Origin of the sequence: Enterobacter sp. WPR_3_1, from assembly GCF_003635055.1 — a bacterium.
Taxonomy (GTDB): Bacteria; Pseudomonadota; Gammaproteobacteria; order Enterobacterales; family Enterobacteriaceae; genus Enterobacter; species Enterobacter ludwigii.
The window spans coordinates 142,858-161,960 of the sequence record NZ_RBXU01000011.1 but is presented as its reverse complement, the minus strand read 5'-3'; the positions used below and the strand labels follow the sequence as shown (position 1 = coordinate 161,960).

17 protein-coding genes are annotated in these 19,103 nt (G+C 57.0%); 13 read left to right on the top strand and 4 right to left on the bottom strand.

What is annotated here, in order from left to right; translation table 11 throughout:
• Positions 1-11 precede the first annotated feature (11 nt).
• From gspE to BJ887_RS14745, 13 genes are all read left to right on the top strand, one after another.
• On the top strand, positions 12-1,490 hold the full coding sequence (gspE, locus tag BJ887_RS14805; protein WP_014169332.1) for a type II secretion system ATPase GspE: 1,479 nt from the start codon (positions 12-14) through the stop codon (positions 1,488-1,490).
• Positions 1,490-2,698, top strand: a complete 1,209-nt coding sequence (gene gspF, locus BJ887_RS14800; RefSeq protein ID WP_014169333.1) for a type II secretion system inner membrane protein GspF — start codon at positions 1,490-1,492, stop codon at positions 2,696-2,698. The genes gspE and gspF overlap by 1 nt, the downstream gene beginning before the upstream one ends.
• 3 nt (positions 2,699-2,701) lie before the next feature.
• A complete protein-coding gene (gspG, locus tag BJ887_RS14795) occupies positions 2,702-3,151 on the top strand; it encodes a type II secretion system major pseudopilin GspG (RefSeq protein WP_014169334.1) in 450 nt (149 codons plus the stop codon).
• On the top strand, positions 3,151-3,636 hold the full coding sequence (gene gspH / locus BJ887_RS14790; protein WP_014169335.1) for a type II secretion system minor pseudopilin GspH: 486 nt from the start codon (positions 3,151-3,153) through the stop codon (positions 3,634-3,636). Before gspG ends, gspH begins: the two co-directional genes overlap by 1 nt.
• Positions 3,629-4,009, top strand: a complete 381-nt coding sequence (gene gspI, locus BJ887_RS14785; protein WP_121340052.1) for a type II secretion system minor pseudopilin GspI — start codon at positions 3,629-3,631, stop codon at positions 4,007-4,009. Before gspH ends, gspI begins: the two co-directional genes overlap by 8 nt.
• Positions 4,006-4,629 carry a type II secretion system minor pseudopilin GspJ gene (gene gspJ, locus BJ887_RS14780; protein ID WP_073395832.1) on the top strand — a complete coding sequence of 208 codons (624 nt, stop codon included), beginning with the start codon at positions 4,006-4,008 and terminating at the stop codon, positions 4,627-4,629. The genes gspI and gspJ overlap by 4 nt, the downstream gene beginning before the upstream one ends.
• A complete protein-coding gene (gene gspK / locus BJ887_RS14775; RefSeq protein ID WP_032677776.1) occupies positions 4,626-5,636 on the top strand; it encodes a type II secretion system minor pseudopilin GspK in 1,011 nt (336 codons plus the stop codon). The genes gspJ and gspK overlap by 4 nt, the downstream gene beginning before the upstream one ends.
• Before the next feature lie 15 nt (positions 5,637-5,651).
• Positions 5,652-6,785: a type II secretion system protein GspL gene (gene gspL / locus BJ887_RS14770; RefSeq protein WP_121340125.1), complete on the top strand. Its 1,134-nt coding sequence runs from the start codon at positions 5,652-5,654 to the stop codon at positions 6,783-6,785.
• Positions 6,782-7,267: a type II secretion system protein GspM gene (gspM, locus tag BJ887_RS14765; RefSeq protein ID WP_020884851.1), complete on the top strand. Its 486-nt coding sequence runs from the start codon at positions 6,782-6,784 to the stop codon at positions 7,265-7,267. The genes gspL and gspM overlap by 4 nt, the downstream gene beginning before the upstream one ends.
• A complete protein-coding gene (locus BJ887_RS14760) occupies positions 7,264-8,061 on the top strand; it encodes an A24 family peptidase (RefSeq protein ID WP_014169341.1) in 798 nt (265 codons plus the stop codon). The genes gspM and BJ887_RS14760 overlap by 4 nt, the downstream gene beginning before the upstream one ends.
• Before the next feature lie 260 nt (positions 8,062-8,321).
• Positions 8,322-11,057: a glycosyl hydrolase family 18 protein gene (locus tag BJ887_RS14755; protein ID WP_121340051.1), complete on the top strand. Its 2,736-nt coding sequence runs from the start codon at positions 8,322-8,324 to the stop codon at positions 11,055-11,057.
• A gap of 137 nt (positions 11,058-11,194) precedes the next feature.
• Entirely contained in the window at positions 11,195-11,635 is a 441-nt protein-coding gene (gene iagB / locus BJ887_RS14750) for a type III secretion system invasion protein IagB (protein WP_020884847.1), read from the top strand.
• A gap of 144 nt (positions 11,636-11,779) precedes the next feature.
• On the top strand, positions 11,780-13,609 hold the full coding sequence (locus BJ887_RS14745; protein WP_121340050.1) for a chitinase: 1,830 nt from the start codon (positions 11,780-11,782) through the stop codon (positions 13,607-13,609).
• A 62-nt stretch (positions 13,610-13,671) separates the two neighbouring features.
• Here the strand turns inward: BJ887_RS14745 and BJ887_RS14740 are convergent, their stop codons facing one another.
• From BJ887_RS14740 to poxB, 4 genes are all read right to left on the bottom strand, one after another.
• Positions 13,672-14,685: an NAD(P)-dependent oxidoreductase gene (locus tag BJ887_RS14740; protein WP_020884845.1), complete on the bottom strand. Its 1,014-nt coding sequence runs from the start codon at positions 14,683-14,685 to the stop codon at positions 13,672-13,674.
• Between the two features lie 89 nt (positions 14,686-14,774).
• Positions 14,775-16,214: an SDR family oxidoreductase gene (locus BJ887_RS14735; protein ID WP_032677782.1), complete on the bottom strand. Its 1,440-nt coding sequence runs from the start codon at positions 16,212-16,214 to the stop codon at positions 14,775-14,777.
• A gap of 10 nt (positions 16,215-16,224) precedes the next feature.
• Positions 16,225-17,226, bottom strand: a complete 1,002-nt coding sequence (ltaE, locus tag BJ887_RS14730; RefSeq protein WP_020884843.1) for a low-specificity L-threonine aldolase — start codon at positions 17,224-17,226, stop codon at positions 16,225-16,227.
• 38 nt (positions 17,227-17,264) lie between these two features.
• Positions 17,265-18,983: a ubiquinone-dependent pyruvate dehydrogenase gene (gene poxB / locus BJ887_RS14725; RefSeq protein ID WP_014169348.1), complete on the bottom strand. Its 1,719-nt coding sequence runs from the start codon at positions 18,981-18,983 to the stop codon at positions 17,265-17,267.
• Positions 18,984-19,103: the final 120 nt, after the last annotated feature.

The window sequence follows — 19,103 nt, the reverse complement described above, 5'->3', positions numbered from 1 at the left end:
GGAGGTATCACGTGGACGAACTGAGCAAAACCCTGTGTAGCAGCGGCTACGCAAAAGATAACGGCGTTTTATTTTATCACGATGCGGTCTATATCCGTGATGACACCCCGGCACTCGCGCTGCTGGAAGTGCGTCGGGTGCTGGGACGCGCGTTTGTCCCGGTCACCCTGACGGCGGAAGCCTTCGATGAAATGCTGGCCAGGATCTGGCAGCAGAGCAGCGGGGTGTCCCAGCAACTGGTGGACGATATGGACGCCGATATCGATCTGATGGCGTTAACCGAGGAGATCCCGGATAACGAAGATCTGCTCGATAACGATGAAAACTCGCCGGTGATCCGCCTGATCAACGCCATTCTCGGCGAGGCGGTAAAAGAGGGCGCGTCGGATATTCATATTGAAACCTTCGAGCGTACGCTGAGCATTCGCTTTCGCGTCGACGGCGTGCTGCGTCCGGTGTTGCAGCCCGCGCGTAAGCTCGCGCCGCTGCTGGTTTCGCGTATCAAGGTGATGTCCCGGCTGGATATCGCGGAGAAACGTCTGCCGCAGGATGGCCGTATTTCCCTGCGCATTGGCCGTAAGGCGGTCGACGTGCGCGTATCGACCATTCCGTCCCAGTATGGTGAACGCGTGGTCATGCGTCTGCTCGATAAAAGCAATCTCAAGCCTGATATCAACAAGCTTGGGCTGATTGATGAAGAACGGGAGAAGTTACAAGGGCTGATTGACCGCCCGCACGGCATTATCCTGGTCACCGGGCCAACGGGTTCCGGTAAAAGTACCACCCTGTACGCGATTCTTTCGGCGCTGAACGGCCATGAGCGCAACATCCTGACCGTAGAAGATCCTATTGAATACGAGCTGGAAGGGGTGGGGCAGACGCAGGTTAACCCGCGCGTGGACATGACCTTTGCCCGCGGGCTGCGCGCGATTCTGCGCCAGGACCCGGACGTGGTGATGATCGGCGAAATCCGTGACGCCGAGACGGCACAAATTGCGGTGCAGGCGTCGCTCACCGGTCACCTGGTCATGTCTACGCTGCACACCAACAGCGCCGCCGGGGCGATAACCCGCCTGCGGGATATGGGGCTGGAGTCATTTTTAATCGGTTCATCGTTACTGGGGGTCATTGCCCAGCGTCTGGTGCGTCGGCTGTGTCCGCACTGCCGTACCACCAGTCCGCTGGATGACAATGAAAAGGCGCTGTTCAGCTTTATGGACCAGCCGCCACACGCGATCTATCGCGCGGTGGGGTGCGAACACTGCCGCCAGAGCGGCTATCAGGGGCGCGCCGGTATTCATGAATTTCTGGTGGTCGACAGCACCCTGCGCCGCGCCATTCATGAAGATAAAGACGAAATGGCCATCGAAACCGAGCTCTTTAAGCAGGCCTACAGCCTGCGTGAGAACGGGCTGCTGAAGGTGATCGGCGGCGTCACTTCGCTGGAAGAGGTGATGCGCGTCACCGCCGAGCGCGGAGGAGATGCGTAATGGCCTTCTACGCCTGGACGGCGAGGGATACCGCGGGCAAAACCCGGCGTGGCACGTTGCAGGCTGAGGGGCAAAAGCAGGTTCGCCAGATGTTGCGCGAGCAAAAGCTGATGCCCGTCAGTATCAACGAAACCCGTGAGGTTGCGGCTGCCGGTAATGCGAACGCCGGGGCAAAACTCTCCACGCCGGTGCTGTCGATGTTTACCCGTCAGCTGTCGACGCTTGTCAACGCTGCGCTGCCGCTGGAGAGCGCGCTGAAGGCAATCGCGAAACAGACGGAGGACAAAAAGCTCGCGGCGATGGTGGTGGACATCCGCGAGAAGGTAGTGGAAGGGCATACGCTGTTTGACGCTTTCAGCCAGTTTCCGCGCAGCTTCGACAAGCTCTACTGCACGCTGGTAATGGCCGGTGAAAAGACCGGCCATCTGGGCGACGTGCTGGAAAAGCTGGCCGAGTACAACGAGCAGCGTCAGAAGATGAAAAGCAAACTGACGCAGGCGATGGTCTACCCGATCACCCTGACCGTGGTGGCCATCGCGGTGATCGGCATTCTGCTGGTGGCGGTTGTGCCCCAGGTGATTGAGCAGTTCACCCATATGAAACAGCAGCTGCCGATCACCACCCGCACGCTGATCGCGGTGAGTGATTTCCTGCAGGTTTACGGCCTCTATATCGTCGGCAGCCTGGCTGGCGGGATGATGGGTTTTAAGGCCTGGCTTCGAAACGCTAAAAATCGTTTTCGCTGGCACGGCTGGCTGGTGAACGGTTCGCCCGTCAAAAAGCTGGTCTGCGCCATCAACAGCGCCCGCTATATCCGTACCCTGAGCATTTTGCAGGCCAGTAGCGTGCCGCTGCTGGAGGGGATGTATATCGCGATGGACGGGATCGAAAACCGGTATGCCCGGCAGGTGCTGGAGCAGGCGGCGGATACCGTGCGCCAGGGGGCATCGCTTTATGCGGCTCTGGAGCAGGCGAAATTATTCCCGCCGACCATGTTGTATATGATTGCCTCCGGGGAAGAGAGTGGGGAATTAGGCCATTTAATGGACCGCGCGGCGGAAAACCAGGAATCGGCATTACAGCATCGTATTACGTTAACGCTGTCGGTATTTGAACCGGCACTGGTGGTATCTATGGCGACGATTGTTTTATTCATCGTCCTGTCAATATTACAACCGCTTCTGCAACTTAATAATATGGTAGGTTAAATCATGGCTATAAAACGTAAACACCTGGCTCGCCAGGCGGGCTTCACCTTGCTCGAATTAATGGTGGTTATTGTTATTCTCGGCGTACTCGCGAGTATGGTGGTACCCAATTTAATGGGCAATAAAGAAAAAGCGGATACCCAAAAAGCGACCAGCGATATCGTCGCGCTCGAAGGCTCGCTGGATATGTATAAGCTGGATAATCACCGCTATCCCACCACCGAACAGGGCTTGCAGGCGCTGGTCACGAAGCCAGAGATTGCGCCCATTCCCAACGGCTACCGTGCGGACGGTTATATCCGCCGCCTGCCGCAGGACCCGTGGGGCGGGGATTATATTCTGGTCAGCCCGGGTGAACACGGTGCCGTAGACGTTTTCTCCGCCGGTCCGGATGGCGAAGCCAATACCGCCGATGATATTACAAACTGGTCTCTGGATAAGAAAGAGAAATAATGAAACGTCAACGCGGCTTTACGTTGCTGGAAATTATTCTGGCGCTGGTGATATTTGCCAGTTGCGCCATGATGGTGGTTTCAACAATACCCTCACGCAGCGGTGCGGATATATTTGGTCAGCAATTAAAAGCCCTCGTTGATTATGGTTCAGACCGGGCAGTGATGGACGGAAATATCGTGGGGTTGGTTATGACCGCGGATAAATATCGGCTGGTGACGCTCGAGGATAAAAACGGTGAACGTCACTGGGTGTCGTTATCCGCGGGGCGGATAACGACCCGGGGTGATTTCCCGCCGGAGATGCACGTCTCGCTCACGCCGCAGCGTCTCGCCGCCACGGTGACATCCGAACCGCAGGTGTTATTTCTGCCGGACGGTGAAATCAGCCGCTTTACGCTGGCGCTGCAAAGCCGCGACAACGCGCACCATTTCCGCGTGGTGTCGCAAGGCGCGGCCCCTGTAACGGTAGAAAACGATGGCTAACGGCAAGAGAAAGCAAAAGGGGATGACGCTGCTGGAGGTGATGGTCGCGCTGGCCATCTTCTCCACCGCCGCACTGGCGCTGATGAACTCGGTCTCCCTGAACGTGCGTTTCACCCACGGGCTGGCCGATACATTGCAGGCCAGCTGGGTCGCCGAAAATCAACTGGCGGAGGCGCAGCTCAACAGACGTGATTTTCCTGACGCTGAAGCGCAGGGGGCAGAGGTCATGGGCGGGCGCAGCTGGGCCTGGCGAAAGCAGCGCGTAAAAACCGCGGCTAACGGCTGGGCGAATGCCATCCGCGTCTATGCCGAAGGCGATGAAAGCCAGCCGGTTATTTCACTGCAGGTCATCGCGCCGGGAGAGGAACCGTGAAGAAAATCCGACGCCAGCGGGGATTTACCCTGCTGGAGATCATGATTGCGCTGACCATTTTTGCGGTGATCAGCACCCTGGCCTGGCAAATCCTCGACGGGGCGATGCGCACCAGTTCGGCGACGGAGGCCAGCGCGGCAAAGCTCAATCAGCTTCAGCGTGCCTGGAGCCTGATGGAGCGCGATTTCTATCAGCTTCAGGCGCGTGCGCCGCGCAACGAGCCGGATACATTTCGTCAGGGGGATGACGGCCTTGAGATGACCACGCTGAACGGCGTGAGCGGAACCGTACAGCTGGAGCGCGTGCGCTGGCGGCTGGAAGAGGGGCGACTGTACCGGGATGTCTGGCCGGTGATTGACAGCCCGGCGGATGCCAGACCCGATGCGGTGCCGATTGTCGGCGAGGTGAAATCCCTGCAGTGGCGTTTTTACCGTCAGGGCTGGCAAAAAAGCTGGAACGACCCGGCACATCTGCCGGATGGCGTCGAGCTGACGCTGACGATGGAAAACGGGGAAACCTGGCGCTGGGTGTTTACGACGCCGGGCGATATCCCCGAGGCCGCCGCGCCAGCGCCCGCAGACGCACCTGCCGCGCCACCTGCAGCGGAAGCGACATCATGAAGGCTTTACGTAAACAGAAAGGCGTCGCGCTGCTGGTGGTACTGATCCTGCTGGTCATGATGTCGGCGCTGGCTGCCAGAATCAGCCAGCAGTTCTGCCGCAATCTGCAGAAAACCCATTACCAGGTGAGTCAGCAGCAGCTGCGCTGGGCCATGCAGGCTCAGGAGAAGGTGGTCAAAGATCGTCTGCAGAGCGACGCCAGCGGTGAGAGTAAAGCCCTTAGCCTGCAGGGTGACTGGCACCAGCCGCTGGAGACCCGGGGTGACGATTACACGGTGGTCAGTCAGGTGGAAGACGCCCAGGACTGCTTCAACGTGAATAACCTGCTGGCGGCCGATGACATCGCGCAGGGGCAAAATGCGCCCGCGGTGCCGGAAAAACCGCGGAAAGAGCAGATTGTTGAGCAACTCCTGACCGGGAGTGGCCTCAGCCAGTCCACGGCGCACGAGGTTTACTCGCAGCTGGTGGACTATCTGGATGGCGATACCACCACGGCCAGCGAGGGGGCGGAGAGCGATGCCTGGGCGGGCGTGGTGCCCCCCCGGCAGCCCGCAAACCAGATGATGCGCACGATCGCTGAGATCACGCTGCTGCCGGCATTTCCGGCAACGGCATACCGGAAGGTGAGCACGCTGCTGTGTGCCTTACCGGATACCGCCAGCAAGGTGGATGTGAACACCCTGAAACCGGAACAGGCCGCCTTACTGGCCGCCATGTTCCCCGGAAAAATAACGCAAGACGATGCCGTTCGCCTGATTGAATCGCGACCTGAAACCGGCTGGGAAAATATGGAAACCTTCAGCAACGCGCTGGAGCAGGCCTTTCCGCAGGTGAAAGACGACCTTCCGCAGGTGGCCGGACAACTCTCCACCCAAAGCCGGTACTTCCGCGTTAACTATACCGGCAACACCGATGCGCTAACGCTTCGCGTGGTAAGCCAGCTTCAGGTCAATAACGAAGCGGGTGAGATCGTGACGTGGCAACGTCGTTACCGAATGATTGAATAAGAAAAGCAGATGGCTATGAAACAGGTACTTTTTGTTCGTCCCGACAGCCGTGAGGGCGGGAAAATAATGTGGTGTGCTTCCGGCAGCCAGCAGGTTGACGTTGTGGAGCGCCTTGACGCGCTGGCAGACCATCCTCTCTCGGCCCGGGTCTGTTTACTGTTGCCCGCGGGCAACATGATCTTCCGCCATTTTACGTTGCCGAAAAAAGTTGCCTCTCAGACGGCGGCGTTCTCGTGGATGGCGGAAGAGACGCTCATTGGCGAGGTGGACAACCTTCACTGGACGGTGCTTCACAAAAAGGGGGCCGACGTTGACGCGGTGGCGATTGATACCGATCTTCTGCGCGGGTGGTTAGCCCGTTGCCAGGAGGCCGGTTTGAAGGTGATTCAGGTGCTGCCGGATGCCTGGCTGCTGCCGGTGACGGCAGGAGGAAGCACGCTGCTTGCCCTGGATGACCGCTACTGGCTGCGCCTGTCGCCCCATGTCGCCAGCGAAATGGAGGCCAGCCTGCTGCCGCTGCTGATGCAAAAAAACCCAGACGGTGACGTGTGCTGTTACGGCGAACCGCCAGCCGGTGTCGGGGTGGATCTTCTGCACCCGTGGCAGCATCCGCTGGTGTTGATCCAGCCCCAGTGGCAATCCTGTCGGGTCACCCTCCTGCACGGTGAATTCAGCCCGAAGGCAGGGAAAGGCAGCGCGTCTAAAGGAATAAAAATCGCGATGGCGGCGGCGGGCCTGCTGTCTCTCGGGCTGTTGCTGGGTCCGCGGATCGCGATGGCCTGGATGCTGGTACAGCAGGAAAATCGGGTTCAGCAGGAGATCGTTCAGGTTTATCAGCACCATTTTCCCAGCATGCGCCAGCAGACCAATATCAAATACCACTTTGGTCAAAACATGAAAAAGCAGCACAAAGGGATATTCCTGCAGCTGGATGATCTTGAGCAAGCCAGGCAGGCCGTACCCGCACTTGAGATCTCCCTGCTTGAGTACGATGCGCAACAAAATGCGCTGACCCTGAGCGTCAGTGCGCAAAGCCAGGCCGCGCTGCAGTCGTTTGTGGAGAAAACAGGGGAGCATTTTGATTTCACCCTACAGCCTGTTTCTACCACTGCACCTTATACCGCCATGATCGCAGGGAAATATAAATGAAAGAGCGAATCACGAAGCTTACGTCGCGTTATCAACAATACAGCATCCGGGAGAAATATATTTTAAAAACCGGTGCCGTTGCCCTCCTGGCCGCGGCTGTTTATTACGCGGGCATGATGCCACTGGATAATATGATTCAAAATAGCAAATCAACGCTGACCCGACAAAAAGAGACGCTGAACTGGATGCGCAGAGAAATAGATAAACACCACCTTCCGGTGATGATCATTAAAACGGATAACCCGCGCACGGTGGTGGAGAACAGCGCTCATGAAATTAACCTTTCCCTGACGGAGGTGCGTCAGGACGGGCAAACCTTATCGTTCGTGGTGAACCGCGTAAACGTGTATGAATTAAAAAACTGGCTGCGGGAAATCAACCAGACCTCCGGCGTCAGGCTGCAAAAAATGAACCTTACGCCGGTCGATCACCTCAGTGACGTGAAAGCCGAAGTGCAGCTCACCTGGCGCAAAACCGCATGAACACCGTTGCGCTGATGCGGGAAATCTACCCGGTGGGGTTCCCGGTGATGAGTGCGATCCTGGGCAGCATGGTGGGCAGTTTTCTGGGGGTTGTCGCCGAGCGCGTGCCGGGCATGGTGATGGAGGAGGAAGGCGCGGGCAACTTGCTGTTTCCGGCCTCTCACTGCCCGGTGTGCCAGCATGATCTCGCGGCCTGGGAGAATATCCCGTTGGTCAGCTGGCTAGTATTGCGCGGGCGCTGCAGGCAGTGCGGCACGGCCATCCCGCTGCGCTTATTGATGCTCGAACTCGTCACCGCGCTCTTTTTTGGCCTCACCGCCTTGTGCATTCCGGGCGAACCGGCGTTGTTCTCACTGTGGTTGCTGGCCGCGTTTCTGCTGCCGCTGGCGATGATTGACTGGCAGCATCAGCTGCTCCCTGACTGTCTGACCCAGCCGTTGCTGTGGGCAGGACTGTTGTTACACCTCGTTGACCACACGCTGCCGCTTAAGGATGCGCTGGTGGGGGCGGTGGCTGGCTACCTTTCGCTCTGGTCTCTCTACTGGGCATTTCGTCTGCTTACCGGACGAGAAGGATTAGGCTATGGCGATTTTAAACTTCTGGCGGCGTTAGGCGCCTGGTGCGGCTGGCAGGCACTGCCCACCCTGGAATTGATTGCCGCGTTAAGCGGTATTGTCGGATATTTCGCGACAACACATGCGAATAAAAATAACCGCATTATTTCTTTCGGGCCTTATTTAGCTTTTGCCGGCATGACGGTTTTTGTTTATCAGGTTGCCTGTTCCACATTCTGAATACACCGGTCAAGTTTTTTTAGTGATTTTTTCGATTGGGGAATGAAAGGAATACAGTATTTATTCAGCGTATCGTTAAAGACATAAGCTTCACAGAATTCGAGCTTGTATCTTTTAATGGAGGAATACAGCGCGCCACAGAAATAGCGGTTAACGATTATTGCTTAAGTTGAAATTCAAAGTCTGTAAAAAACTATTCCATGTTTTAAAGGAAGACATGGGTCATTAACGTTTACAAATAAATTTATCAGGAAATAAAAATGAAATTTATGAAGCCTAAATATCTGGCGCTTTTCGTTGCAGCGGCGTCCAGCTCTGCCTTCGCGGCGGCGCCAGGTACGCCAACCCTCAGCAGTGGCAATGATAAGTTTGCGATTGTTGAAGTTGACCAGGCAGCGCAAGACTATAACAGCCTTGTGAAAGTCCATGATGGCGCGGATGTGAAAGTTGAGTGGAACGTCTGGAGCGGCGATGCGCCAACCTCGGCAAAAGTGCTTCTGGATGGTCAGGCCGTGTGGAGTGGCGCCGCAAGCGCCTCCGGGTCAGCCACCTTCAAAGTGAAAAAGGGCGGACGCTATCAGGAGCAGGTTGAACTCTGTAACGCCAGCGGGTGTTCTAAAAGTGCCAGCAAACTGATCATCGTGGCGGACACGGACGGGAGCCATCTGCTGCCGCTGAACACCACCCTGAAGGAAAATAACAAAACTTTCTCTAAACATACGGACAAAGTGGTGGGTGCCTATTTCCCTGAGTGGGGCGTCTATGGGCGTGAGTTCCCGGTGGATAAAATCCCTGCGGCGAACCTGAACCACATTTTGTACGGTTTCATTCCGATCTGTGGCGGTGATGGCATCAACGACGGATTAAAAACGGTTGAGAACGGCAACAGCTTCGCCGCGCTGCAGCGCGCCTGTGCGGGCCGTCAGGATTACACCGTGGCCATTCACGATCCGTGGGCGGCATTGCAAAAACCGCAGGCCGGCGTGACCAACTGGGACGACCCCTACAAAGGTAACTTTGGTCAGTTGATGGCGCTGAAAAAAGCCCATCCGGATCTGAAAGTGCTGCCTTCCATTGGCGGCTGGACGATGTCCGATCCGTTCTTCCAGATGCATGATTCAGCGATCCGCGCGCGCTTCGTCTCTTCCGTGAAAGAGTTCCTGAAAACCTGGAAATTCTTCGACGGGGTCGATATTGACTGGGAATTCCCGGGTGGTGGTGGTGTGTCGGAAAATCTTGGCAACCCTGCTCAGGACAAAGCCACCTATACCGCGGTGATGCACGATCTGCGCGCGATGCTGAACGAGCTGTCAGCAGAAACGGGCCGTACGTACGAGCTGACCACCGCCATTGGTTCCGGTAAAGACAAAATTGAAGACGTGGATTACACCACGGCGCAGCAGTACCTCGACCACATCTTCCTGATGAGCTACGACTTCTACGGCGGCTGGAGCAACACTGATCTCGGCCACCAGGCGGCGTTGCACGGCGCGGAGTGGAAACCGGACACCAACTACACCACTGAAAACGGCGTGAACGCGCTGCTGGAGCAGGGCGTGCAGCCGGGCAAGATTGTTGTGGGGGCGGGCATGTACGGTCGCGGCTGGACCGGCGTTCATGGCTACACCGGCGACAATCCGTTCACCGGTACGGCAACGGGCGCGGTCAAAGGCACCTGGGAACCGGGCGTGGTTGACTACCGTCAGATTGCGAACGAGTACAAAGGCAAGCCAGGCTGGGAATACAAATACGATGCCGCGGCAGAAGCGCCGTATCTGTTCAATAAAGCCACCGGCGACCTGATTACCTATGAAGACGCGCGTTCTACCACGGCAAAAGGTAAGTATGTGCTGGCGAAAAACCTGGGCGGTCTGTTCTCCTGGTCCATCGACTCGGACAATGGCGACATCCTTAATGCGATGAACGAAAGCCTGTTGGGCGGCGGTTCAACGCCGGTTGATCCCGTTGTCACCAACCATGCGCCGATCGCTGCGGCTGCCGATCAGACCGTGACCGGGCCTGTTACCGTCACCCTTGATGGCTCTGCGTCTGGCGATCCGGACGGCGACGCCATTACCTATAAGTGGACCCAGATTTCCGGTCCAGCCGTGACCCTTACCAACAGCACGAAAGCCAAAGCCTCCTTCGGCGCGGCGGCAGTGACTCAGAACCAGACGCTCTCCTTCCGCCTGACGGTGAAAGATGCGAAAGGCCTGACGAACGCCATTGATGTTCAGGTCGTGAACAAAGCACCTAAAGCGAACCAGGCACCGGTGGTCAACCCGATGGAAAGCATCACGCTGCAGGCGGGTGAAACCTATGCCCTGCATGCGCAGGCAGCCGATCCGGATGGTGACGCGCTGACCTATGCCTGGAGCGTGCCGGCGGACATGAACGCAACCGGAACTGACACCGCGAACGTGAATATCACCGCACCGGCTGTCGCATCCGATTCCACCTACACCCTGAGCGTGGTGGTCAGCGACGGTAAAACCAGCGTTCAATCGAACGTGCAGGTTATTGTCACGCCAAAAGCAGCCGATGAGGTCACGCCGCCATCTGACGAGGTGACACCACCAGCCGATGAGGTCACGCCGCCGTCTGACGAGGTGACACCACCAGCCGATGAGGTCACGCCACCTTCTGATGAAGGCTCTGCCACCGGCAGCTGTGATGCACCTGTTGATGCCAGTGCCAGCCAGTACCCGGCCTGGAGTGCGAGCAAAATCTACAACAGTGGTGACACCGTGAGCGCCGACAACCTGGTGTGGAAAGCGAAGTACTGGACACAGGGCAATAAACCTGGCTTTGACGCGGATGCGTGGGAGCTGGTCAGCCAGGTGAAGATGAACTGGCGTTCAGATGTGGTTTACAACGGTGGCGATACGACCACCTACCAGGGGTATGTCTACCGTGCGAAATGGTGGACCCGTGGTGATAAACCAGGTAACAGCGATGTATGGGTGAAAGAAGGCGCGTCAGCAGACTGCAAATAACCATCTTAGCCTGAGGTTGCGGGTTTGATATCGCCTGCAATCGTTGACCACACCCCGTTTCGGGTGTGGTCAACCCCTTCCGGAATAAGACAGCGTGCGCAAGGAGAAGGATCGTCAGTAAATAAACAGGTAATGAGATGAAACGCTTTTTATTGTTATTGCTTATTTTAAGTCAGAGTGCGGCAGCAAATTGCTGGGATAAAGCGGCGCATTATTATCATGTCGATCCGTATTTATTATATGCCATTGCGCAGGTGGAATCCGGTATGAATCCGAATGCCGTGGGGTGGAATCAGGATGGCTCGCGGGATGTGGGATTAATGCAGATTAACAGCACGCATTTCAGCGAACTGCAGCGCCAGGGCATTGACGAGAACCGGCTTGTGACCGAGCCCTGCACCTCCATTATGGTGGGCGCGTCAATACTGTCGACGATGATCAACGTATATGGCTATAACTGGGAAGCCGTCGGGGCTTATAACGCGGGAGTGAAAAAAGAGAATTATTCAAAGCGCATGAATTATGCCCGCAAGGTCTGGGCGAAATATCAGGAGATAAAACCTCGTTCCTCTTATTAATTCTGCTTTTTGTTTTTTGAAGCGTACCCATAGGTGCGCTTCAGAAAATGAAAAATTACCGCACTCTTTGGTTTATTTATTAAGGGAATAATACATAAACCGTGATTGCATTAACCCTTGTTGCTATATATAGGATGAGTTGAAATGACCAAAAGGACCTTACTGAGCGTGCTCGTTGCGGGTGCATGCATTGCGCCTTTCATGGCACAGGCTGCGACGCTGCAGGCAACCACCAGCGAGCCGTTCACCCTGAAAGCCAGCGATCTGGCGAAGAAAGAACAGGAACTGACTAACTTTCCACTGATGGCGTCGGTTAAAGACACCATTCGTACGCTGGATAATGCCCAGGTTGAGCTGATTGAGCCAGGCCGTGCAGCGAACCCGGATAACGTCAAACGCGTTGAAGGCATTGTGAAGGCCAGCGACTGGGAATACCTTTTCCCGATGCGAGCGCAGTCCTACACCTACAGTAACTTCCTGAAAGCGGTGGGCAAATTCCCGGCGCTGTGTAAGACCTACAACGACGGCCGTGACAGCGACGCTATCTGCCGTAAAGAGCTGGCCACCATGTTTGCCCACTTCGCACAGGAAACCGGCGGCCACGAAAGCTGGCGTCCGGAAGCCGAATGGCGTCAGGCGCTGGTTCACGTTCGCGAAATGGGCTGGACCGAAGGGCAGAAAGGCGGTTACAACGGCGAATGTAATCCTGATATCTGGCAGGGACAAACCTGGCCGTGCGGCAAAGACAAAGACGGCGATTTCGTGAGTTACTTTGGCCGTGGGGCTAAACAGCTGTCTTATAACTACAACTACGGTCCGTTCTCTGAAGCGATGTTCGGCACTGTCCGCACGCTGCTCGACAAGCCGGAGCTGGTGGCTGACACCTGGCTGAACCTGGCAAGCGCCATCTTCTTCTTCGCCTATCCGCAGCCGCCGAAACCGAGCATGCTGCAGGTTATCGACGGCACCTGGCAGCCAAACGATCATGACAAAGCCAACGGCCTGGTTCCGGGCTTCGGCGTGACCACCCAGATCATTAACGGTGGCGTAGAGTGTGGCGGCCCGACTGAGATTGCCCAGTCTGAAAACCGTATCAAGTACTACAAAGAGTTTGCGAAGTACCTGAAAGTGCCTGTCCCGGCAAATGAAGTGCTCGGCTGTGCCAACATGAGGCAGTTCGATGAAGGCGGCTCCGGTGCGCTGAAGATTTACTGGGAGCAGGACTGGGGATGGAGTGCCGATACGCCAGACGGTAAAACGTATTCCTGCCAGCTGGTCGGTTATCAGACGCCATTCAGCGCCTTTAAAGAGGGTGACTACACGAACTGCGTGAAGAAATTCTATAACGTCAACATTATCAATGATGACGGTTCCGCCGTGACGCCGGACGAGCATCCGGTCACTCCGGCACCGACGCCATCGGAAGATGAAACCCCGGCACCGGCACCGGTTCCGGACGAAACGCCGGCAGAACCGACCGTGGTAAACCACGCCCCGGTCGCGCAGATTGCGGGCCCAATCGGTGCGGTGGAAGCGGGCGCGCAGGTATCCCTGAGCGCAGAAGGATCCACTGACCAGGACGGCAATACGCTGACCTACACCTGGCGTTCACAGGATGGCCAGACGGTCACCGGTGAAGATAAGGCGGTGGTGACCTTTACCGCGCCAGAGTCTGCGACGGCTCAACAGTATGAAGTCAGCCTGACCGTGAGCGATGGCGAGCTGAGCAGCACCACTTCCTATCTGCTGAACGTTAAAGCGAAAGCCACGACGCCGTCTGAAAACGACGGTACCTCAGGTGCTTACGCCGCGTGGAGCGCCAACAGCAAGTACAAGGCAGGCGATATCGTGAATAACCACGGTAAACTGTTCCAGTGCAAACCGTTCCCGTACAGCGGCTGGTGTAACAATGCCCCGGCGTACTACGAGCCAGGCGCGGGTCTGGCGTGGTCAGACGCCTGGACGGCGCTGTAAAACAAAACGGCAACCTTCGGGTTGCCGTTTTCGTCTCTGTTCTCTGAGATGAGCGCACTCAATTAGCGATGCAATTTACCGTGGTCACGCAACCAGGCGGCAGTACGCACAATCCCTTCATCCAGGGAGACAATCGGCTTATACCCCAGTTCGTTCTCTGCGCGGGTGATATCCAGCGTAAAATCAAAGTTGAGCTTTGACACACCGTAGTGCGTCAACGCAGGCTCTTTCGCCGATTTACTCCCAAGACGCTCCATACTGCGGGCAATCATATCCAGCATCGGGTAGGGCACGGAACGAATACGGCAGTCGATTTGCAACTCGTCAATCAACCTTTGCACGATGCTGCGCAGCGTGCAGGGCTCACCGTTGGTGATATTGTACGCGCGACCGGAAATCAGGGTATCGCAGTCCGGCTGGCTTGCCAGCCACATGGCGTGGACCGCATTTTCGTAGTACGTCATATCCACCATCGCATCGCCACCGCGGGGCAGCAGCACGCTGCCGTAGTGGTGCATCATCTGCGCCAGACGCGGGATAAACACTTTGTCATGCGGGCCGAACAGGCTCTGAGGACGCAATACGGTAAAACGGGTGTGCGGGTTCGACTGCGCCAGCAGATCGATCACCTCTTCGCTGGCCGCTTTACTGCGGGCAAACTCACAGGCAAAGCGCGCCGGGCGAAAATCTTCCTGCACGTCGCGGTGATGGTGATAGTCGAAATAGAGAGACGGGGAGGAAATATGAATAAAGTTACGCACGCCCCAGGCCACGGCCCATTCACCCAGACGACGGGTGGCACGCACATTGGCAAGGTCAAAAGCTTCCTGGGTACCCCACGGGGAGGTAAAACTGGAGCAGTGCCACAGCGTATCGATACCGGCCAGCATCACCTTGGCCTGAGAGGAGACCAGCTCCGTCAGGTCGGCATGGACAAACTCTGCGCCCATTTTTTGCAGCAGTTTACCCATCGCTTCGTTGCGACCGGTGGCCCTGACGCTGATGCCTTTGTTGCGCAGAAACTCGACCGCATTTCGGCCTAAGCCGCTGGTCGCCCCGGTAACCAGTACCTTCATATCAATCCACTGTGTTGAAAAAGAATTTCGTGCGCATTCTTTCGTGAATTACGGCGGGTTGCAATGGGAAAGGTGAAAGAATAAGAGTTTTATTGAGTTATTTTCGTCTTTTGTTCTGCCAGCTGCGCGATACGTTTCGCCATTCCGCGAAAGATAAACAGGTGAGCGGGGATCATTAACAACCAGTAGAAAAGCCCCGGCATCCCGTGCGGGTGCCACCAGGCACGAACGTCCAGTTCTCGATGGTCGCCTTTGTCTTTTAGCGTAAAGCACAACCGTCCCAGACCGGGCGCTTTCATGCCAAACAGCAGTGCCAGCTGTTTTTCGGGCTCGACGATGATCACCTTCCAGCTGTCAACCGTATCGCCTACCGCAAGATACGGGTGCGCAGGACGGCCTTTCGCCAGCCTGTGTCCTACCAGCAGATCCAGTGCGCCACGGGTTTGCCAGAGGATATTGCCGAAGAAATAGCGTTCTTTGCCGCCAATCTGATTCACCACCTCCCACAGGTCCGCCAGAGTTGCCGGGGTGTTCACCGTGCAGCCAGCCTGTTTAGGAAAGTAACCGTACTCAGGCCGCCAGCGGGCAAACGCCTGGGCGTCGTAGCCCCAGTCGCTGGAGTTCATCAGCTGTTCCTCTTCCTTGAGCGTATTGCGTACCGCATCATCGAAACGGATCAGCGTCTGGGGGATCAGCGCACGCAACGCGCGATCGTCGGCCAGCAGATCGTGTTTGAGCCCCTGGATCAGCGCTTTTGCGGTCGTCGGCGGCACGGACGTAATGACGTTTAAAAACCACACCGAGATCCAGCGGGTAGGGAAGGGAATGGGGATCAGCCAGCGTCGGCGGCCGCTGACACGCATAAAATGTTCGAACTGTTGCTGGTAGCTCAGCACTTCCGGGCCGGCAGCCTCAAGCACACGGTGTTGCTCAGCCGGATGGTCCAGCAGGGCCACCAGATAATGGCGTAAATTTTCCAGCGCAATCGGCGTGGTGCGCGATCGCACCCAGCGCGGCGGGGTAAGCACCGGCAGGTTGTACACCATGTCGCGCATCACTTCGAACGCGGCGGAGCCGGCCCCGACGATGATCCCCGCCCGCAGTTCGGTGACGGGAATATTTGCGCCGCGCAGGGTTTCAGCCGTGAGCTGACGGGCGCGAAGATGATCGGACTGCTCGTTAGCAGGCGCCTGCAGCGAGCTTAAAAAAATCACCTGCTTCACCGGTGTGCGCAACAGCGCGTCGCGAACGTTCATCGCCACCTGACGCTCGTGGGCGATAAAATCGCCCCCTTCGCCCATGCTGTGAACAAGGTAGTAAAGCGTGTCGACCCCTTCCAGTAACGCCGGCAGCGTCGTGGGCCAGTTGAGATCGACGTTGTGACAGGTCACCCCGGGCAGGTGCAGTTTTTGCAGACGCTCCGTGTTGCGTGCCACGGCCAGCACCTGGTGCCCCTGCTGACTTAACGCAGTGGTGAGATGCTGACCGATATACCCACTGGCACCGAGTACCAGAATACGTTGCGGCACGCTCTGCTCCTTAGCGCTGTAAAAACGCCTGCCAGTGTTTCACCACGTCTGCCAGCTGCTGACGATTAACGTCTAAGTGCATAACCAGGCGTACCACCGGCGAGGCGTTGATCAACACGCCACGGGCTTTCATAAACTCACCCAGCGCGGCAGCGTGCTCTTCGCCCACGCGAATGAACAGCATGTTGGTATCGTGGCGCATGACGTCTGCACCAATCTCGCGTAGCTGTGCGGCCATCCACGCGGCGTTTTCATGATCGTCTTTCAGGCGGGCCACGTTGTTTTTCAGGGCGTACAGTCCGGCTGCTGCCAGAATACCGGCCTGGCGCATCCCGCCGCCGGTCATCTTACGCCAGCGGACCGCGCGTTTAATGTAGTCCGCATTGCCCACCAGCAGCGAGCCAACGGGCGTCCCCAGCCCTTTAGACAGGCAAATAGTGAACGAATCGCAATACTGCGCGATGTCTTTCAGCTCGCAGCCATACTCCACCACGGCGTTAAAGATGCGCGCGCCGTCCACGTGCAGCCCGAGTTTGCGCTCGCGGGTGAATTCCCACGCTGCTTTCAGGTACTCGCGCGGCAGCACTTTGCCGTTGTGGGTGTTTTCCAGACTGAGCAGCCTGGTGCGGGCGAAATGCACATCATCGACTTTGATTTTCGCCGCGACCTTGTCGAGGGGCAGGGTGCCGTCCGGGGCGGCATCTATCGGCTGAGGCTGAATGCTGCCCAGTACCGCCGCACCGCCTGCTTCGTACAGGTAATTGTGCGCGCCCTGACCGGCAATATACTCTTCACCGCGTTCGCAGTGGCTGAGCAACGCCACCAGGTTGGCCTGGGTGCCGGATGGCAGAAACAGGGCGGCCTCTTTACCGCTTAGCTCGGCGGCATAACGCTGCAGCGCATTCACCGTCGGATCGTCACCGTAGACGTCGTCCCCGACCGGGGCGGCCATCATCTCTTCGAGCATGGCGCGACCCGGACGGGTAACGGTATCACTGCGTAAATCAATCATTTCACATCCCTTTAATTTAAGAGGTTATGTGAAATGTTTTACCTGAGCCAGTTGGTTTTTGCCAGTTCGATTACCTCATCACCGCGTCCGCTGATGATGGCGCGCAGCATATAGAGGCTGAATCCTTTGGCCTGCTCGAGTTTAATCTGCGGTGGGATCGCCAGCTCTTCTTTCGCCACCACCACATCCACCAGTACCGGACCGTCGATGGAGAAGGCGCGCTGCAGGGCTTCATCGACTTCTGAGGCTTTCTCTACGCGAATACCCGTGATGCCGCAGGCTTCAGCGATGCGCGCGAAGTTGGTGTCGTGTAGCTCGGTGCCGTCCGTCAGATAGCCACCTGCCTTCATCTCCATCGCCACAAAGCCCAGCACGCTGTTGTTAAAGACCACGATTTTCAGCGGGAGCTTCATCTGCACAACCGACAGGAAATCGCCCATCAGCATGCTGAACCCGCCGTCGCCGCACATCGCCACCACCTGACGCTCTGGTGCGGTGGCCTTGGCCCCCAGCGCCTGCGGCATGGCGTTGGCCATCGAACCGTGGTTGAACGACCCCAGCAGACGGCGTTTGCCGTTCATCTTCAGATAGCGTGCCGCCCAGACGGTCGGGGTGCCCACGTCGCAGGTAAAAATGGCGTCGTCGTCCGCGAAATGGCTAATTTGCTGCGCCAGATACTGGGGATGAATGGCTTTGTCGCTCGGTTTGGCAAGATCGTCCAGTCCTTTGCGTGCATCGCGGTAATCACTGAGGGCTTTGTCGAGGAACTTCCGGTCGGTTTTTTCTTCCACCAGCGGCAGCAGGGCGGCGAGGGTGGATTTGATGTCCCCTACCAGCGCCATATCGACTTTACTGTGGGCACCAATACTGCCCGGGTTAATATCAATCTGAATGATTTTGGCATCCGTCGGGTAAAACGCGCGGTACGGGAATTGGGTGCCGAGCAGGATCAGCGTGTCGGCATTCATCATGGTGTGGAAACCGCTGGAAAAACCGATCAGTCCGGTCATGCCCACGTCATACGGATTGTCATATTCGACGTGCTCTTTGCCGCGCAGGGCGTGAACAATCGGGGATTTTAACTTGCCGGCAAATTCCACCAGCTCTTTGTGCGCGCCCGCACAGCCACTGCCGCACATCAGGGCGATATTGCTGGAGTAACGCAGCAGCTGCGCGAGCTTTTTGAGCTCTTCTTCAGCCGGCGTGATGACAGGCTGTGGGGCGTGATACCAGTGCGAACTGGCACCTTCAGGCGCGGCCTTCAGCGCCACGTCACCGGGAATAACGACCACCGAAACACCGCGGTTAAGCACGGCTTTGCGCATTGCAATGGCCAGAACCTGAGGGATTTGTTCTGGTGAGGAAACTAATTCGCAATAGTGGCTGCATTCACGGAACAGCTCCTGAGGATGCGTCTCCTGAAAATAGCCACTGCCGATTTCGGAAGAAGGGATGTGGGCGGCAATCGCCAGGACCGGTACGTGATTACGGTGGCAGTCAAACAGGCCGTTGATCAAGTGAAGGTTGCCCGGTCCGCACGATCCGGCGCAGACGGCCAGTTCACCCGTCACCTGCGCTTCCGCACCAGCCGCGAAGGCGGCAACCTCTTCATGACGGGTTGGCATCCATTCAATGGTCTTCATCTTATTGAGGCTATCGCTCAGCCCGTTCAGGGAGTCGCCGGTTACGCCCCAGATGCGCTTTACGCCTGCCTGCTCGAGGGTTTTTGCTATGTATGCAGCCACGGTTTGTTTCATGGGTGTCCATCTCCTTTAAGTGATATCGCTTACAAGCTTAGAAGAAAGTCACTGTATTGCCGCGCTTTCCCCCTTATTAAAAGGTGCTTTTCACCCGCAATGATTCGGCATAATCTGGTC

What these genes read in the sequence shown, in the direction of transcription:
- gspG (WP_014169334.1), top strand. Translation starts at nt 2,702, where the DNA reads ATGGCTATAAAACGTAAACACCTGGCTCGCCAGGCGGGCTTCACCTTG.
- BJ887_RS14760 (WP_014169341.1), top strand. Translation starts at nt 7,264, where the DNA reads ATGAACACCGTTGCGCTGATGCGGGAAATCTACCCGGTGGGGTTCCCG.
- BJ887_RS14745 (WP_121340050.1), top strand. Translation starts at nt 11,780, where the DNA reads ATGACCAAAAGGACCTTACTGAGCGTGCTCGTTGCGGGTGCATGCATT.
- gspI (WP_121340052.1), top strand. Translation starts at nt 3,629, where the DNA reads ATGGCTAACGGCAAGAGAAAGCAAAAGGGGATGACGCTGCTGGAGGTG.
- BJ887_RS14755 (WP_121340051.1), top strand. Translation starts at nt 8,322, where the DNA reads ATGAAATTTATGAAGCCTAAATATCTGGCGCTTTTCGTTGCAGCGGCG.
- gspH (WP_014169335.1), top strand. Translation starts at nt 3,151, where the DNA reads ATGAAACGTCAACGCGGCTTTACGTTGCTGGAAATTATTCTGGCGCTG.
- poxB (WP_014169348.1), bottom strand. Translation starts at nt 18,983, where the DNA reads ATGAAACAAACCGTGGCTGCATACATAGCAAAAACCCTCGAGCAGGCA.
- gspK (WP_032677776.1), top strand. Translation starts at nt 4,626, where the DNA reads ATGAAGGCTTTACGTAAACAGAAAGGCGTCGCGCTGCTGGTGGTACTG.
- gspF (WP_014169333.1), top strand. Translation starts at nt 1,490, where the DNA reads ATGGCCTTCTACGCCTGGACGGCGAGGGATACCGCGGGCAAAACCCGG.
- BJ887_RS14740 (WP_020884845.1), bottom strand. Translation starts at nt 14,685, where the DNA reads ATGAAGGTACTGGTTACCGGGGCGACCAGCGGCTTAGGCCGAAATGCG.
- iagB (WP_020884847.1), top strand. Translation starts at nt 11,195, where the DNA reads ATGAAACGCTTTTTATTGTTATTGCTTATTTTAAGTCAGAGTGCGGCA.
- gspM (WP_020884851.1), top strand. Translation starts at nt 6,782, where the DNA reads ATGAAAGAGCGAATCACGAAGCTTACGTCGCGTTATCAACAATACAGC.
- gspL (WP_121340125.1), top strand. Translation starts at nt 5,652, where the DNA reads ATGAAACAGGTACTTTTTGTTCGTCCCGACAGCCGTGAGGGCGGGAAA.
- ltaE (WP_020884843.1), bottom strand. Translation starts at nt 17,226, where the DNA reads ATGATTGATTTACGCAGTGATACCGTTACCCGTCCGGGTCGCGCCATG.